We start from the raw sequence: 16,457 nt of genomic DNA, 5'->3' as shown, positions 1-16,457 counted from the left end.
CCGATTAACGGATCAGCTGGAGGACCGACTGGTCGGCCTGCGAAGCCAGCGACAGCGAGGAGGACGACAGCGACTGGCGGGTCTGGAGGGCCAGCAGGTTGGCGGCTTCTTCGTTCATGTCGGCCAGCGTCAGGTTGGCGGCGCCGGTCTGCAGCGTGTTGATCATGGACTTGGTGAAGTCCTGACGGTTCTGCACGATCGACAGGTTCGAACCGAAAGCAGACGACTGCGAACGAACTTCGTTCAGAGCGGTCTTGAGCTTGCCCAGTTCGACGTCGATGTTGCTGTCGGCGTCGAGATCGGCTGCAGTCAGCGTGGTCGACACGCCCAGGTTGGTCGAGTTAACCGAGTTCTCGTCCTTGGTCTGGATGTCGATCGAGGACGAGCCAGTTTCGTTGAACGTGATGGTCAGCTTGTCGCCGCGCAGCAGGTTGATACCGTTGAAGGAGGCATCGTCGCTGAGCTTGTCGAGCTGATCGCGCAGTTCGTTGAACTGGTCGGCCAGATCGGCGCGGACGGAGTTGCCGAGAATGTCGGCAGCGCCCGTCGACGTGCCATCGACAACGCCCGTGGCAGAAACGCCATCGATATTGAGTTCCTGCGTCGACTGGTTCTCGATGCGGAGCTTGCCATTGTCGTTCGAAGCGCGAACCTTGCCTTCAAGGCTGGTGTTCGAGTTGATCTCGGAAACCAGCGTATCGACAGTCTTGGCGGCGGCGGCGACAGCGGCCACACCATCGGTGGTGGTCGTCAGGGTTGTGGCGACGCCAACTGCGGTAGCGGTGGCGGCGTTGCTGGACTGGATCGAGAAGTTGGTGCCGTCAGCACGAGAGATCGCAATGCCACCCGCGCTCATCGTTGCCGCACCACCGGTCGCCGTTTCGAGGGCGGTTTCGAGTGCTGCAACCTGGCCGGTAGCCGAGCCGGTGAAGGTGTAAGCAACGGCACCGTTCACCGAGATGGTCTGGCCTACGAGGGCAGACAGGTCGGCGTCGGTCGACAAGTCTTCCGCAGAAGCGCCGCTCGTGTAGGTGGCCGCGGTTGCCGCCACAGCAGCGGTGCCCAGGGCGATATCGACATCGGTGGTACCAACGGCGCCGCCGGAGAACGAGATGTCCTGGGCCGAAGTCAGGCCAGCGCCGAGAGTGTAGGAGGCAGTCTGGAACGACTTGTCCTGGCGAGCCTGGCGCAGAGTGGACTGCATCGATTCCAGGGTCTTGGTGATCGAGGAGAGACCGTTGTCAGCAGCTTCCAGGGTCTGGATGCCGTTGGCCATCGAGTCCATCAGGCTGTTCATGTCGCTTGCGCGGCTGTTCAGCGACTGGGCGGTGAAGAAGTTGGTCGGGTTGTCGAGAGCCGAGTTCACCTTGTTACCAGTGGAGAGACGCTCCTGCGTCTTGCCCATCATGGTGGCGGTGCTCTGGAGGGAAAGCAGGTTCGAGCGAACGGCTTTCGAGAGGGAGATATCACCCATTTACTATGGTCCTTTTCTAGGATTACGCAAACATAAGCGCCTCGTCCTGAGGCAAGGCGATCCTTGACCGGCAGGGAATAATGAAGGGTTAAATGGATGCCGAATATTTGGGCAAATTTGCCCTGAGAATACGCCGACCTAGAAAAAAGCCCCGGAGACCGGGGCTTGGGGCGCGTTCCAGATGCTGCGGATGCTCATCTCGCGTGAGCTAGGCAAGCAGGTCCTTGAGCCGGGCCTGGGATTCCTCTGGAATGGAGCTGGTGCCGATGCGCCGCATCAGCTCCTCCAGGGTTTGCGGTTTCGGCGGCAGGGCGCCGGCGATCACCGCCGCGGCAAACATCGAGGATGAATCGCGGCGCGGCGCTTCCGGCTGCGGGGGTGTTTCGCGCTCGTCGGGGGTGAATTCCCGATTGTTGTTCGCTGAGGCGTTTTCCGGCGCGGGGGGCGTGCTGTCAGCCAGCATGGCCCGCTCGCCCTTTTGGGGGCGATGACGGTAATCGGCCATGTGGGCGCCGCTGGCGATGGGCTGATCGGCTGCAATAGCAGAAATCATGACGCTGTCCCTGCATCGGAAATCCAGCCCTCACGCCTAGCCTATCCCTGTTATTCGGCCGTTACCCAAATCTGTCCCAATCGATTCAAATTGAGTTCAAGTCAAAGCGCCCTGTTCACCGCAATGCCACGTGCCGAACTGGCGGGGTCTGCTGTAATGGTGCCGGCCCGCCCATAGGTCTTTGCCTTGCCCTGCTGTCCGACAACCTTGGCCACATCTGTCAGGATGTCCTCGGTGACCATGCGGGCCGTTGCCAGAACGCGCAAATTCTCTGCCATCTGGGTCGCCAGCCGCTCGTGGCCGAGGCGCAGGCGCTCGACGGCATCGGGTGCCTGCTGCTTGAGCCGCGCACCCTGGCGCTGCACCGAACGGGCGAAGCCCACATAGTCCTGTGCCAGCCGGGTCTTTTCCGGCGTCAGGGTGCCGGCCTGTCGCATATGGCCGGCGCGCAGCAGTGTGGTTTCCTGGTTCATCACGTTGACCAGGGCGGCGAGCGCGATCTCGGCCATATTGCAGAGTTCTTCGGCCGGCAGGCTGTCAAGGGCGGCGAGGCGTGCGGCTGCGGTCATTTGCGGGCTCCCGGCAAGGCGTTCTGGTTATTGGTTGCTTCCTGCAGGGCGAGCAGGTCGGGCAAGAGTTGTTCGGCAATTCCCAGTCCACCATTCTGGGCCATGGTCGCGGCCAGCTGTTCGGACTGCATGGAGCGCCAGGTTTCTTCGCCGAAACCGCCGCCCATGACGCTTTCGTCGGTCTTGAGGCTGGAGAAGAGTTCCTTGGTCAGGGTGGTCAGAAACACGCCCTCGAATTCTTCGGCCTGCTGGCGCACCCGGGCGATCTGGCCGGGCGTGAGGCTGGACCCGGGCTGCTTGACGGTGTCGATCATCACAGCACCTCGATCTCGGCCTGCAGCGCACCCGTGGCCTTGATGGCCTGAAGGATGGCGATCAGATCGCGCGGCGAGATGCCGAGCGCGTTGAGCCCATCGACCAGTTCCTGCAGCGTCACGGACTCGTTGACCACTGCCAGTGCCGTCTCGGACAAGTTGGCGTTGAGGTTGGTATTGGGCTCGATCTCGGTCACGCCCAGGCTGAGTGGATTGGGCTGCACAACGGTCGGATTTTCGGCGATGGTCACGGTCAGGTTCGACTGTGCCACTGCGACACTCGAAACCCGTACATCCTTGCCCATGACGATAATGCCTGAGTTCTCGTCGATGACGATCTTGGCGGTCTGGTCGGTCTGGACCATCAGCTGTTCGATATCGGTCAGCAGGTCGACAATATTGCCGTTGAAGCCACGGGGCAGGGTGACCCGCACGGTCGCCGGATCCTCGGGCGTCGCCGTCGGGGCGCCGATGAAATCGTTGACGGCCATGGCGATTCGCCGTGCGGTGGTCAGGTCCGGATTGCGCAGCGCCAGCCGGAGGGAGGTCTGCGAGCCGAGATGGAAGTCGATCTCGCGTTCGACCAGTGCGCCCGAGGAGATGCGGCCGGTGGTCGGTACGCCCGAGATAATGGTCGCGGCATCGCCCTCTGCCTTGAAGCCATTGATGGAGACGGAGCCCTGGGCGATGGCGTAAACCTCGCCATCGGCGCCAACCAGTGGCGTCACCAGCAAAGTGCCGCCCTGCAGGCTGTCGCTGTCGCCCAGCGCGGCGACCGACACGTCAATGCGCGAGCCCTGGGTAGCAAAGGGCCGCAGGTTGGCCGTCACCATCACCGCGGCGACATTGGCGGTGCGGACGTTCTCGCCGGCGGTGTTGACGCCAAGCCGTTCCAGCATCGATTGAAGCGACTGCTTGGTGAAGGGGGAGTTGTTGAGGCTATCGCCGGTGCCATTGAGGCCAACCACCAGACCGTAGCCGACCAGCTGGTTCTCGCGAACGCCTTCAAAGTCGACAATGTCCTTGATACGCGCCGCCGCGGCGCTGGCCTCGAGGGCGGGCATCAGCACCATGGTTATGGTGAGCGCTCCGACGAGCAGCTTGCGCAACAGTGATTTGGTCATCCGGCATCCCCGTCGTCTGGCCGAGCCATCCCCATGGCGCAGCATTCGCAGACCGTATTGCGAAAACCGTGCCAGTTTGGAATGCGGGCGGCAGAGGCCCGGATTGCAAGGAGATTTGCGCGGTCATGGATGTGGCGGTATGGGGCGGGGCGGGTCACCGAGCAATTCTTGCCGGGCTTGTTAAGGCCTTGTTAACGGCTGGCGGCAGATTTTGCCGGTGAAGGCCGCGAACCGATTTGAGTCCCAGCTTGCGCATCGACACCACCAATCGAACTTCTGGCGTTGGCCGCGGCAATGCCGCAGGCCGCTCCGGCTCGGGCGTGGACTTCGTGCCAGCCGGGGGCACGGCGCCGACGCGGGTGGCCGCCAATGCGCCGATGCAGGCGATGGCCGGCATCGATTCCATCCTGGCGCTGCAATCGGTCGATGGGCCGCTGACTGCCAGGAAGAAGGCGGTGCGCCGCGGTGCCTCGTTGCTTGATCTGCTTGATGAGATCAAGACCGACCTGCTGATCGGCCGCGTCAGCGCGGCCAGTCTCGATGGCATGGTGGCCATGCTGACGGAGATGCGCGAACGCTCGCTTCCCGGCCTCGACGGCCTGCTCGACGACATAGAATTGCGGGTCCGCGTCGAGCTTGCCAAGTTCGGGCGCTTCCCGCCAGCCTGAGCGCTGGTCATCAAAATGTTGTCAGTTTCAGGCTATGCGCCTGACGCGTTGGGGCTTTCCCAAGTTAAGCACCCGCACGCTGGACGCTTGCCGGGGGGAGTCTAGACGCATATATAGGCCGCCTTAGGGGTGCATTGGAGTTGAGTCTGCTGATGTCTTCGGTTGCAGAAGTGGTTGAATACCGGCCCAGTGACGACGAGCCGTTCATGAACCCGCGCCAGCGGGAGTATTTTCGGGCCAAGCTCAATGCGTGGAAAGAGGATATCCTCCGCGAGAGCCGCGGAACCCTTGATAACCTCCAGGAAGAAAGCCAGAACCACCCGGACATGGCGGACCGCGCCAGCTCGGAAAGTGATCGCTCTCTCGAATTGCGCACGCGGGACCGGCAGCGCAAGCTGATCTCCAAGATCGACGCTGCGCTCAAGCGCCTTGATGACGGTACCTACGGCTATTGCGAGGAAACCGGCGATCCGATCGGCATTGCCCGGCTTGATGCCCGCCCCATCGCCACACTGAGCCTGGAAGCCCAGGAAATGCACGAGCGCCGCGAAAAAGTGTACCGGGACGAGTAACCCTTCGGGAATTTGCAAGCAGGTCCGCAGCGATGCGGGCCTTTTTCTTGCTCGCTGGCAGCGCAGTGCCCGCAAAGACAATCTTCGCGCAATTCGATAGTTTTGCGGCCTTGCTTCAGCTCCGTCTTCACGGCCATATGGGGGCGTTGAACTTGGGAGGGCAACATGCTGCAGATCTTCTCGAAAGCGGCCTGGCTGGGTCTGGCAATCGTTCTGGCGCTGGGTTCTCCGGGGGCGGCCGCCGATCAGAAGATCACGCTGCTCGAAAATACCGATCTGCCGGGTTTCGACTACGCCATTGTCAGGGATACTGATCTCGACGCCTGCAGCGCTGCTTGCGCCGATGACGATATCTGCCGCGCCTTCACCTTCAACACGCAATCGAAATGGTGCTTCCTCAAGGGCACGGTTGGCGAGCAGACGCAGTTTGACGGCGCCATGTCGGGCCGCGTCAGCCGCGCCCCGTCCCCCGCGGTCACCGAAGCCGTCCGTCAAGCCGAGCTGCCATTCCCGGCGCAGAGCATCATCGATGCGGCCCGCCGCTTTGCCAGTGAGCTGCCCCAGACTGATGCGCCACCGCCCAAGGCCACCTATGCCGGACTGGTCGCGTCGGGCGACGAGGCCATGGCCGAGGACAATCAGGCCGGTGCAATTGTTGCCTACCGCCAGGCACTGGCGATCAATGCCAATGACCGCGCCGTCTGGCAGTCCCTGGCGCAGGCTGCGCTGGCCCGGGCTGAAACGGTTGCCGGACAGTCCGAGGGCGACAACAGCCGCGACCTTGCAGTCACCGCTACCTCGGCGGCCATGAATGCCTTTCTGCGGTCCACCGAGACGCAGGACCGGGCCGATGCGCTGGCGGCTCTCGCCAATGGCATGGAATATCGCGAAATGTGGCGCGAGGTCATCGCCACCTACCGCATGAGCCTGAGCCTGGCGGGTAACACTGCCGTTGCCGCCCATCTGGACGAGGTCGTGGCGCAGAACGGCTTCCGCGTGGTCAATCACGTGGTCGATGCCGAAGCCGCTTCGCCGCGTGTGTGTGCGGTGTTCTCCGACCCGCTGCCAATAGGATCGAGCGACCTTTCGGCCTATGTCGTGATCGCCGATACGCCGCAGGCCTCCGTGGAGACCGAGCAGGACCAGATCTGTGTTGAAGGCCTGCTGCATGGCGGGCGCTATGATATCCGCCTGCGCGCCGGCCTGCCGTCTGCCGATGGCGAGACGCTGCTCAACGATGTCACGCTCGATGTCTATGTGCCGGATCGTTCGCCCTTTATCGGTTTTGCCAACAATGCCTATGTCATGCCCGCTGGTCTCGGCGGCGGTCTGCCGATCACCTCGGTCAATGCCGATATTGCCGAGGTCATGATCTATCGGATCGGCGATCGTTCCATTGCGACCGCCGTGCGCGACGGCATCTTCCAGGGCAATCTCAGCGAATATGGCGCCGAGGATATTGCCGGCCGTGTCGGCGAGCAGGTGTGGACCGGCGAGGTCGATCTGGCGCGGGGCGAGCCCAATGCGCTGACCACCACGGCCATTCCCGTCGCCGAGGCGCTCGGAGACATGCCCGCCGGCGCCTATGTGATCACCGCCAAAATCAAGGAAGAGTATTCCGAATACTGGTCCGACCTGGCCACGCAATGGTTCATCGTCACCGATCTTGGCCTCACCACGATTGCCGGCGATGACGGGGTGCATGCCTTTGTGCGCGGGCTGACCGATGCGCAACCCATTGCCGACGCCACGGTGCGGCTGGTCGCGGTCAACAATGAAATCCTGGGCGAGACCACTACCGATGCCGAAGGCCGCGCGGTGTTTGCGCCGGGCCTGGCGCGCGGTGAAGGGGGCAGGGCGCCGCAGCTGCTCGTCGCTGAGACGGCGGAAGGCGACTATGCTTTCCTCGACCTTTCCCGCCCCGCCTTTGACCTGACCGATCGTGGCGTCGAGGGCCGCCCCTCGCCGGGTCCGCTCGATGTGTTTGCCACCACCGAGCGTGGCGTCTACCGTCCGGGCGAGACGGTCTATCTCACCGCACTGCTGCGCGACGATCGCGCCATGGCCGTCACCGGCCTGCCGCTGACGCTGGAAGTCGAACGTCCCGATGGTGTGGTTGCCACGCGCGAAGTGCTCAATGATGCGGGCGCTGGCGGCTACTTCGCCGCCCTGCCCATGGTGGCCGAAGCCATGCGCGGCTCCTGGACCGCACGGCTTTACGCCGACCCCGATGCCGAGGCCCTGTCGAGCACCAGCTTCCTCGTCGAAGATTTCGAGCCGGAGCGTCTGGCCTTCGAGATCAGCGCCGCCGATGCACCGCTGGAGACCGGCGTCGTCACCGAAATCGACGTCGCCGCCAAATATCTCTATGGCGCCACCGCGCCGGGTCTTGCGATCGAGGCCGATGCCATCATCCGGCCGGCGACGACCCTGGCCGATTTCCCCGGCTACACCTTCGGCCGGCTCGACGACACTATCGAAACCAGCCGCGAACCGCTGGGCGTGGTCGGCACCACCGACGATTCCGGCAATGCCGTCGCCGAGGTGATCCTGCCTGAACCGCAAGTCACCACGCGCCCGCTCGAGGCGCAGCTGCTGCTCCGCCTGGTCGACAGCAATGGCCGTACCATTGAACGCAGCCTCAGCCGCCCGGTCCTGGCAAATGGCGACCGCATCGGCATCAAGCCGGCGTTCAGCGATGCGGCCGGAATCGAAGAGGGCAGCGAGGCTCAGTTCGATATTGTCGCCGTGTCGCCCGAAGGTGAGGCCGTGGCCAAGGCCGGCCTCACCTGGTCCATCTCGCGCGTCGAGACCAATTACCAGTGGTACCGCAATGGCAGCGCCTGGCAGTGGGAAGCCATCACCACCACCCGCGAAATCGCCACTGGCACTGTGGATACGCCCGATGGCGGCCCGGCCACCATCGGCGCCAATGTCGATTGGGGCCTCTATCGCGTCGAGGTCGAAAGCACCGGCGCGGATGCCACTTCGTCCAGCTACGAATTCTATGCCGGCTATTATTACGCCGATGCCGGCAGCGACACGCCGGATACGCTGCAGGTTGCGCTCGACAAGCCGGCCTATCGCGTCGGCGAGACGGCCAATCTCAAGCTCGATCCGCAGTTTGCCGGCACTGCCCTGGTGATGGTGGTCGACAATCGCGTCATCGCCATGCAGGCCGTTGAGGTCCCCGAAGGCGGCACCACCGTGCCGCTTGAAGTCACCGACGCCTGGGGTCCTGGCGCCTATGTAACCGCGATCCTCTATCGCCCTGCCGACGCCACCGAGAAGCGCATGCCCTCGCGTGCGCTTGGCCTCGCCTTTGCCGATGTCGAACCCGGCGACCGCAAGCTCGACGTGGCCCTCGATACGCCATCCGAAACGCTGCCGCGGCAGAGCTTCACCACGACGGTGGAACTGGGCAACCTGGCCGCCGGCCAGACCGCCTATGTTGCGGTTGCGGCGGTCGATCTCGGCATTCTCAATCTCACCAACTTCAAGGTGCCCGACCCGGACGGCTGGTATTTCGGCCAGCGCCAGCTCGGCATGGACATTCGCGACCTCTATGGTTCGCTGATCGATCCGACCCAGGGTCTGGCCGGTGCCATGCGATCGGGTGGTGATGGTGGATCGTCGCGTACCGGCACGCCGCCGGCCACCTCGGTGCTGGTTGCGCTGCATTCCGGCATCGTGCAAGTCGATGCCGACGGCAAGGCCACGATTACCTTCGACATGCCGGACTTCTCCGGCACGGTGCGGGTCATGGCCATGGCCTGGACCGATACGGCCGTTGGCCATGCCTCGGCCGATGTGATTGTCCGCGATCCGGTGGTTGTCACCCTCAGCCCGCCACGCTTCCTGCGGGTAGGCGACGAGTCGCGGCTGCTGGTCGAAATCAACAATATCGGTGGCGCCGCCGGCTCCTATGGCGTTGCGCTGTCGACCGGCGAGGGCATCGCCACGCAGGGCGAGTCCACCGATGTCGAGCTTGCCGAGGGCGAGCGGACATCGCTCGATCTGTCGCTCAATGGCATGCAGATCGGCGACTGGCCGGTGGTGCTGACCATCACGGCGCCCGATGGCTCGACACAGACCAAGGAACTGCTGTTGGGCGTCCGGCCGATCAGCGCGCCGGTCACCACCAGCCGCCTGCTGCCCATCCCGGCAGGCGAGAGCGTCACCATTGGCGAGGATTTCTTTGACAGCTACATGGCCGATACCGGGGCATTGACCCTGGCGGTCGGCCCCATTGCCCGTCTCGACGTGCCGGGCCTGCTGCTGTCGCTCGATCGCTATCCCTATGGCTGCGCTGAACAGGTCTCCAGCCGTGCGTTGCCGTTGCTCTACCTCAACGACGTCGCCAAGTTGATTGGCCTGGGTGGAGACGAAGAGCTCAACGACACGGTGACCGACGCCATCGCCAACCTGCTGTCCAAGCAGACCTCCGGCGGCGGCTTCGGCCTCTGGGGGCCGTTTGACGGCGGCGATCTGTGGCTCGACGGCTTTGTCACCGACTTCCTGCTGCGCGCCAAGGCGGCCGGCTATGCGGTGCCCGAGCAGGCCATGACAACGGCGCTCGACAACCTCTCCAACCAGTTGTCCTACGCTTCGGACTTCGACAATGGCGGGGAAGACATCGCCTATGCGCTCTATGACCTGGCCCGGGCCGGTCGTGCCGCAATGGGCGACCTGCGTTACTATCACGAGGCGCGCCTTAATGCCTTCGGCTCGCCGCTGGCACAGGCCCAGCTGGGTGCGGCGCTGTCGCTTTATGGCGATCCGACCCGCGCCAACTCCGCCTTCGCGGCGGCCGTTGCGGGGCTGGCCGAGCCTGACAATGCCAGGCGCTACCGTGCCGATTATGGTACCCGCCTGCGCGACATGGCCGGCGTGCTGGCCCTGGCCGCCGAGTTCAAGCCGGCCAGCGTGGACCTCTCCGCCCTGGCTACCCAGCTGGCCAAGCTGCGCGACCGCAAGGACTATACCTCGACGCAGGAAGACAGCTGGACCCTGCTTGCGGCTGCGGCACTGGGCGAGGCCAGCACCGATGGCTCGATCACGCTCGATGGCGAGGCCCTGACGGGCCAGGCCTATCGTCGCTTCGAGCAGGCCGGATTCGCGGCGGTGGAGATCGCCAATACCGGCGATGCCGATACCGAGGCCAAGGTGACCGTAACCGGCTATCCGGCTGAGGCGCCTGAGGCGTCCAGCAGCGGCTTCACCTTGAGCCGCGAATACTTCCTGCCCGATGGCACGCCGATCGATCCGCAGGCTGACCCACTCGGGCAGAACGAGCGGCTGGTGGTGGTGCTGACCGTGTGGCCGCAGCAACTCGGCTCGGGGCAGTATGTGTTGGCAGACCCGCTGCCAGCGGGCTTCGAAATCGAGAACCCGGACCTTTCGGCCGGGGGCGGGGTTTCGGATTTCAGCTGGCTCAGCCTCGATACCGCTACCCATGTGGAATCGCGGACGGACCAGTATGTCGCCGCTTTCCGCTACTTCTCCGAGACCGGCAGCTTCACCACCGCTTATCTGGTGCGGGCGGTTTCTCCTGGCAGCTTCGTGCTGCCGGGCGCGACGGTGGAGGACATGTATCGCCCCGAGTTCCGGGCGAATATGGGCGCGGGCGCCATCGAGGTCACCCCGGCCGGGCCATGAGAGCAGCGGCCGCATCAGTGACCGAACGCCGGCTGGGCCCATGGGCCCGGCGCCTGACACTGGCCGGCTTTGCGCTGTTCGTGCTGACCACGGCCGGCGCGATCCAGCTCAATTCGACGCTTGTCGGCATCGCCGCCACGCTGCCGCCGACGCCGAACGTCACGATGCTTCCGGTTTCGGTCGCCGTTACCGACCGCGATGGACTGCTGCTGCGTCCGTTCACCACCGAGGACGGACGCTGGCGCCTGCCGGTCGATCGCGCTGGGGTGGACCCGCGCTTTATCGAGATGCTCATCGCCTACGAAGACAGGAACTTTGCCGAGCATGACGGCATCGCCTGGTCGTCCATGCTGCGGGCGGCCGGCCAGTTCGTTGCCGCGGGCGGACATGTCGTTTCTGGCGGCTCGACGTTGACCATGCAGGTGGCACGGCTGATCGAGGGACAGCCGACGCGCAATATCTGGGGCAAGCTGCGCCAGATGGTACATGCCACCCGGCTGGAGCGCGATCTGGGCAAGGACGAGATCATCGATCTCTACCTGACGCTGGCACCCTATGGCGGTAATATCGAAGGCGTGCGCGCGGCGAGTCTTGCCTATTTCGGCAAGGAGCCGGCGCGGCTGACCACGGCTGAAGCCGCATTGCTGGTGGCCCTGCCGCAATCGCCGGAGGCACGCCGCCCGGACCGCGATCCCCTGGCCGCCCAGCGCAGCCGCGACATGGTGCTGGATCGCCTCGTGGCCATGGGCGCCTTGCCCGCCGAGGAGGCCATCGCCGCCAAGCGCGAGCCGGTGCCGGTCGCGCGCCGTGACTTCCCCATGCTTGCAGCCCATATGGCCGAACAGGCGGTCAAGGCCCAGCCTGACGCCCGGATGGTGGCGCTGACCATCGACAAGCGGCTGCAGGATGCGCTCGAACGCCTTGCCGCGGGGCGGGCCCGCATCCTCGATCCCAAAGTGTCGGTGGCTATTGTCGCAGCCGATATCGACAGTGGCGAAATCCTCGCCTCGATTGGTTCGGCCGGGCTCTTCGCCACCCAGAGCGCGGGCTTTGTCGACATGACCACGGCGGTGCGCTCGCCGGGGTCCACGCTGAAGCCGCTGATCTATGGCCTCGCGTTCGAACTGGGCCTTGCCCATCCCGAAAGCCTGATCGAGGACCGCCCGACGGCCTTCGGGGCCTATGTGCCAGTCAATTTCGACGGCTTCAACCGGGGCACGGTGACCATTCACGATGCGCTGACCGAGTCGCTCAACATACCCGCCGTGGTTGTGCTCGACGCAGTCGGTCCGGCGCGGCTGGTGTCGCGGCTGCGGCGGGCGCATGCCGATCCGCGCCTGCCGGTCGATACGGCGCCCAGCCTGGCGGTCGGCCTGGGCGGCGTCGGCATCACCCTGCGGGATCTGGTTTCGGTCTATGCCGCGATCGGCAATGGCGGGGTGCCAGTTAACCTGCATGACGGCATCAAAGTGCAAGAAAAGCGCCAGCATGCTGCACCCGTGCTGGACCCTGTCGCGGCCTGGTATGTCGCCGATATCCTGGCCGATGTGCCGCCGCCGCTGAATGGCTCGCCCGGCCGCATCGCCTATAAGACCGGCACCTCCTATGGCTATCGCGATGGCTGGGCCATCGGCTTTGACGGCAAGACGGTGATCGGCGTCTGGGTGGGCCGGCCCGATGGTGCGCCGGTTCCGGGCCTCTCGGGCATTGTCGGCGCCGCGCCGATCCTGTTCGAGGCCTTCGATCGGCTGGGCAACCGCAAGGCGCCGCTGCCACGGGCGCCGGCGGGAGCGATCCTGGCCTCCAATACCGAGCTACCGACCCCGCTGCGCCGCTTCCGCCATCCTGACGAGGACGTGGTGGCCCGCGATGCGGCGCCGGAGATCGCCTTTCCCGGCGATGGGGTGGATGTCGATCTGGGGCTGGTCTCGGGGGATATCTCGCCGCTGATGGTGAAGGTCCGCAATGGCGTGCCGCCCTTTACCTATTTCGCCAATGGTGCCCCCTTCGGGCGTCCCGACTTTGCGCGACAAAACCTGTGGGAACCCGACGGGCCGGGATATGTGACCCTTTCGGTGGTGGATGCAGCGGGGCGGGGCGACAGTGTTACGGTGTTCCTGAACTAGCGGCGTCTGCACAAGAATACGGGCCCCGCAGGGCCCGTGGATAACTTATCTGGCAGGTCTGCTCAGAAGCCGAACACGGTGGTGAGGCTGGACTGGCCATCGCCGTTCTGTACGCATTGACCGTTGGTGTTCTCGCCGAACTGGAACAGGCCGCAATTGTTGTTGTTGCCGTTCTGCTCGATGGTGCCTTCGTGGCCATCGCCTTCCTGCACGATCAGGCCGTGATTGCCCGAGCCGTTCTGGTTGAAGCCGGCGGCGTTGAAATTGCCGTTCTGGCTGGCATTGGCGCCGGTGGAGGAGAGGCCCTTCATCAGCGAGAAGATCTGCAGGCCTGCGCCCAGGGCCTGCTGCTGGTCGGGGTCGGTGGGGGTGTAGCTGATCGAAACCTGGCCGGCGGCCATGGCGGGGGCGGTGAGGCTGGCAACGCCAATGACGGCGGCAGCAAGGGCGGCAACGAAGGTCCTGGTGAACTTGGTGGTCATGGCGTCTCTCCCTGAGGGTCTGGTTGGCGATTGCTGGGGTGTTCCAGCCGATGACCTGAGATTATGGGCGGCCGGCTGAACCGATCCGGAGCGGCATATTCAGAATGCGTTCAGTTGCGAGAACAGCTGAGGCACCACCTCTCTCCTGGAGGGAGAGGTAAGAAAGCAACAGGGCCCCAGTTGCCTGGAGCCCTGTGGGACTGTGATCGGAGTTTGTTTCAACGCAGGCTCGCCATGTCCTGGTCGCATTCGAGGGTCTTGCCGTCGGCGGTGACGTCGAAGACGACGTCGTAGCTGGAGCCGGCATTGATCAGCACCTTGCCGAGCGGGGTCGCCTCGTTGGCATTGGCGGTGAAGTAGCCGCCCTGGCTGACATTGGACGAGCCGCCGCTGCTGGAGCTGCGGATGGCGAAGCGATATTCGCCGCTCATGGCGACGGGGCTGAGCACGGTGCCTTCAAGCGCCAGCATGCCGCGTTCGGAGCTGGCGGCGATGCCGCACTGGACGGCGCTGGCGGCCGAGTTGGCCATGCCGCTTGTGGCGGCGATGGCGGCCAGAGCCAGGCCAAGAACGATGGCGCTGCTGCGCCGGGTCGGGGTGATCATCTGTTCCTCCTGAAGTGGATTTGGGGAAGACGAGCCGGAAGGGAAGGGCCCTTCCGGCTATCTGCAACTCACGTCAGGGCCGGATCAGGGGCAGGCCTGGACGAAGGCGGTGACGTTGCCCGAACCAGCCTGGTTCACATTGGCGTTGCAGTTGTTGCCGACCTGTACGCCAGCGGCGACGTTGCCGTTGCCGTCCTGGGTCAGGACTGCGTTGTGGTTGTCGCCGAACTGGCCGACACCGGCGGCGTTGTTGTTGCCCTGCTGCCAGACATCGGCGCCGTTGTTGAAGCCCTGCTGGCCGACTGCGCCGGTATTGCCGTTGCCGAACTGCTGGACGATCGCGTCGTTCCAGACGCCGTTCTGATCGACGCCGATGGTGTTGCCGGCCCCGACCTGCTGGCCGCCGACCTGGTTGCCGAAGCCGAACTGGTTCACATAGATGCCAGCGGCGAAAGCAGGTGCTGCGGAGATGGCGAGGATGGCAGCGATTGCGGTGGTGGTGACGATGCGCTTCATTTGGTCTCTCCTGTTTGGCTGCGCTCCCTCCGAGCGCTTCTTGCCGATGACACGAGAATTAGCGGGGTGATTTGGAACGGCTCCTGAAGCGCGAATTCAGGCTTCGTTCATCGCGGTGGGAACAATGCATCCATCCACCGAGCCGCGCCTCCCCCTTGACGGGGAGGCTGGGAGGGGGTGGCGGTTGGCCCCCATATCCGGGCTAAACACCCCCCACCCTTGATCCCTCCCCGCAAGGGGGAGGGTGTCGACTGAAATATCCAGAGTTACGCCAGATAGCGCTTCTTCAGGTGCGCCTTGAAGAAATCGGCGTTGAGCGGTTCGCCGGTTGCCCGGGTGATCAGGTCGGGGGTCGACCAGCGCGAGGCCTGGCTCCAGATGTTGTCGGCGCGCCACTGGTTGACGCCGGTGAAGTCGCCCTTGCGAATGTCTTCGCGCACCTTGGGCTGGGCTTTTTCCAGTGCGGCCCATTGCTGGGCGGCGATCATGGCGCCCAGGGTGTAGCTGGGGAAATAGCCGAAGGCGCCGCCGGGCCAGTGGACGTCCTGCATCGGGCCGTCCTTGGGGTCGTTGATGGTGGAAATGCCGAGATATTCGGTCATCCCGGCGTCCCAGGCTTCGGGGATCTGGCTGGCTTCGAGCTTGCCATTGACCAGGTCCTGCTCCAGTTCGTAGCGCAGGATGACGTGCAGCGGGTAGGTGACCTCGTCGGCATCGACGCGGATATAGCCGCGCTCGACGAAGTTCACCTCGCTGAGGATATCGGGGATGTCCCAGCCGGGAATGGCGTCGTCGCCCAGATATTGATGCACCTGCGGCAGCATGAATTCCCAGAATTCCGGGCTGCGGGCGAGCTGCATTTCGACGAAGAGGCTCTGGCTCTCGTGGATGCCCATGCCGCGCGCCTTGCCGAGCGGCCAGTGCGACCACTGCTTGGGCAGGCCCTGTTCGTAGAGGGCATGGCCGGTTTCGTGCAGCACGCCCATGAGCGAGGAGAGGAACTCGTCGGTGCGGTAGCGCGTGGTCATGCGCACATCGGTCGGCACGCCGCCGCAGAAGGGATGGTGCGAGACGGCCAGCGAGCCATGGGTGAAGTCGAAGCCGACTGCGCGCATGGCGGCGAGGCCCAGTTCGCGCTGCTTTTCGATAGGGTAGGGGCCATTGAGCACCTTGCGCGGGCGCTTGGCGAGGCGCGCCTCCTGCGCATCCAGCGCCTCGGGGACGAAGCCCTTGAGGAAGCTCTTGAGGTCGTCAAAGACCAGATCGAGATCGGCCGTACGATTGCCGGGATCATACTGGTCCATCAGCGCGTCATAGGGGGCGAGCTTCAGCGCGTCGGCGCGCAGCTGGGCTTCCTCGCGAACCAGAGCCACCACGCCTTCCAGCGCCGGCAGGAAGCTATCCCAATCGCCCTTGGCGCGCAGGTCGCGCCAGAGCTGTTCGGAGCGCATGGTGGCCGCGGTGCGGCGCTCGACGAATTCGGTCGGCAGACAGGTGGCGTTGATGTACTGGCGCTTGAACTCGGCCAGGGCGAGGCGCTGGTCTTCGCTTTCGGGCTTTGCCGCTTCGATCCAGTCGCCGATTTCGGGCGCCGTGGCCTGGGCGTGATACATGCCGGCGAGATTGGACATGGCCTCGGCGCGCTTTTCGCCGCCGCCTACCGCCATATGGGTGGCCTCGTCGGCGCCCAGGATGGACAAAGCATGCTCCAGCGCTTCGAGCTTGCGGCCGAGATCATCGAGTTTCTGGAAGGACAATTGCAGACTCCGAAATTGGTCAGCGAGGTGTTCCACAGC

At 64.6% G+C, this 16,457-nt stretch carries 13 protein-coding genes; 4 read left to right on the top strand and 9 right to left on the bottom strand.

Annotation, left to right across the window (positions count from 1 at the left end):
* Positions 1-4: 4 nt before the first annotated feature.
* The 5 genes from V6M52_RS14325 to V6M52_RS14305 all read right to left on the bottom strand — a co-directional run bounded on the left by V6M52_RS14325 (position 5) and on the right by V6M52_RS14305 (position 4,034).
* Positions 5-1,474, bottom strand: a complete 1,470-nt coding sequence (locus tag V6M52_RS14325; protein ID WP_332701502.1) for a flagellin N-terminal helical domain-containing protein — start codon at positions 1,472-1,474, stop codon at positions 5-7.
* A 208-nt stretch (positions 1,475-1,682) separates the two neighbouring features.
* The gene (locus tag V6M52_RS14320; protein ID WP_332686386.1) at positions 1,683-2,027 is read right to left on the bottom strand and encodes a hypothetical protein; all 345 of its coding nucleotides are present in this window, start codon (positions 2,025-2,027) and stop codon (positions 1,683-1,685) included.
* A gap of 101 nt (positions 2,028-2,128) precedes the next feature.
* A complete protein-coding gene (locus V6M52_RS14315) occupies positions 2,129-2,596 on the bottom strand; it encodes a flagellar protein FlgN (protein ID WP_332686384.1) in 468 nt (155 codons plus the stop codon).
* Complete coding sequence (locus V6M52_RS14310) at positions 2,593-2,910, bottom strand: rod-binding protein (RefSeq protein ID WP_332686382.1); 318 nt, start codon at positions 2,908-2,910, stop codon at positions 2,593-2,595. The genes V6M52_RS14315 and V6M52_RS14310 overlap by 4 nt, the downstream gene beginning before the upstream one ends.
* Positions 2,910-4,034: a flagellar basal body P-ring protein FlgI gene (locus V6M52_RS14305; RefSeq protein ID WP_442881867.1), complete on the bottom strand. Its 1,125-nt coding sequence runs from the start codon at positions 4,032-4,034 to the stop codon at positions 2,910-2,912. Before V6M52_RS14305 ends, V6M52_RS14310 begins: the two co-directional genes overlap by 1 nt.
* Positions 4,035-4,282: 248 nt before the next feature.
* Here V6M52_RS14305 and V6M52_RS14300 point away from each other — a divergent pair, with 248 nt between their 5' ends.
* The 4 genes from V6M52_RS14300 (at position 4,283) to pbpC (ending at position 13,058) form a co-directional block, all read left to right on the top strand.
* Positions 4,283-4,702 (top strand): flagellar assembly protein FliX, encoded by a 420-nt coding sequence (locus tag V6M52_RS14300; protein ID WP_332701501.1) that lies wholly within the window; start codon positions 4,283-4,285, stop codon positions 4,700-4,702.
* 152 nt (positions 4,703-4,854) lie between these two features.
* Positions 4,855-5,274, top strand: a complete 420-nt coding sequence (dksA, locus tag V6M52_RS14295) for an RNA polymerase-binding protein DksA (RefSeq protein ID WP_332686378.1) — start codon at positions 4,855-4,857, stop codon at positions 5,272-5,274.
* 165 nt (positions 5,275-5,439) lie between these two features.
* On the top strand, positions 5,440-10,932 hold the full coding sequence (locus V6M52_RS14290; RefSeq protein ID WP_332701500.1) for an alpha-2-macroglobulin family protein: 5,493 nt from the start codon (positions 5,440-5,442) through the stop codon (positions 10,930-10,932).
* On the top strand, positions 10,929-13,058 hold the full coding sequence (gene pbpC / locus V6M52_RS14285) for a penicillin-binding protein 1C (protein WP_332701499.1): 2,130 nt from the start codon (positions 10,929-10,931) through the stop codon (positions 13,056-13,058). Before V6M52_RS14290 ends, pbpC begins: the two co-directional genes overlap by 4 nt.
* Positions 13,059-13,120: 62 nt before the next feature.
* Here pbpC and V6M52_RS14280 read toward each other — a convergent pair whose 3' ends face one another.
* From V6M52_RS14280 to V6M52_RS14265, 4 genes are all read right to left on the bottom strand, one after another.
* Complete coding sequence (locus tag V6M52_RS14280) at positions 13,121-13,540, bottom strand: curlin (RefSeq protein ID WP_332701498.1); 420 nt, start codon at positions 13,538-13,540, stop codon at positions 13,121-13,123.
* 218 nt (positions 13,541-13,758) lie between these two features.
* Positions 13,759-14,145, bottom strand: a complete 387-nt coding sequence (gene csgH, locus V6M52_RS14275; protein WP_332686370.1) for a curli-like amyloid fiber formation chaperone CsgH — start codon at positions 14,143-14,145, stop codon at positions 13,759-13,761.
* Between the two features lie 84 nt (positions 14,146-14,229).
* Complete coding sequence (locus V6M52_RS14270; RefSeq protein ID WP_332701497.1) at positions 14,230-14,661, bottom strand: curlin; 432 nt, start codon at positions 14,659-14,661, stop codon at positions 14,230-14,232.
* 266 nt (positions 14,662-14,927) lie between these two features.
* Complete coding sequence (locus tag V6M52_RS14265; RefSeq protein ID WP_332701518.1) at positions 14,928-16,418, bottom strand: carboxypeptidase M32; 1,491 nt, start codon at positions 16,416-16,418, stop codon at positions 14,928-14,930.
* Positions 16,419-16,457: the final 39 nt, after the last annotated feature.

Origin of the sequence: Devosia sp., from assembly GCF_036676215.1 — a bacterium.
GTDB lineage: Bacteria > Pseudomonadota > Alphaproteobacteria > Rhizobiales > Devosiaceae > Devosia.
Note: the sequence above shows the minus strand (reverse complement) of the source record. Positions and strands in the feature narration are given on the sequence as shown.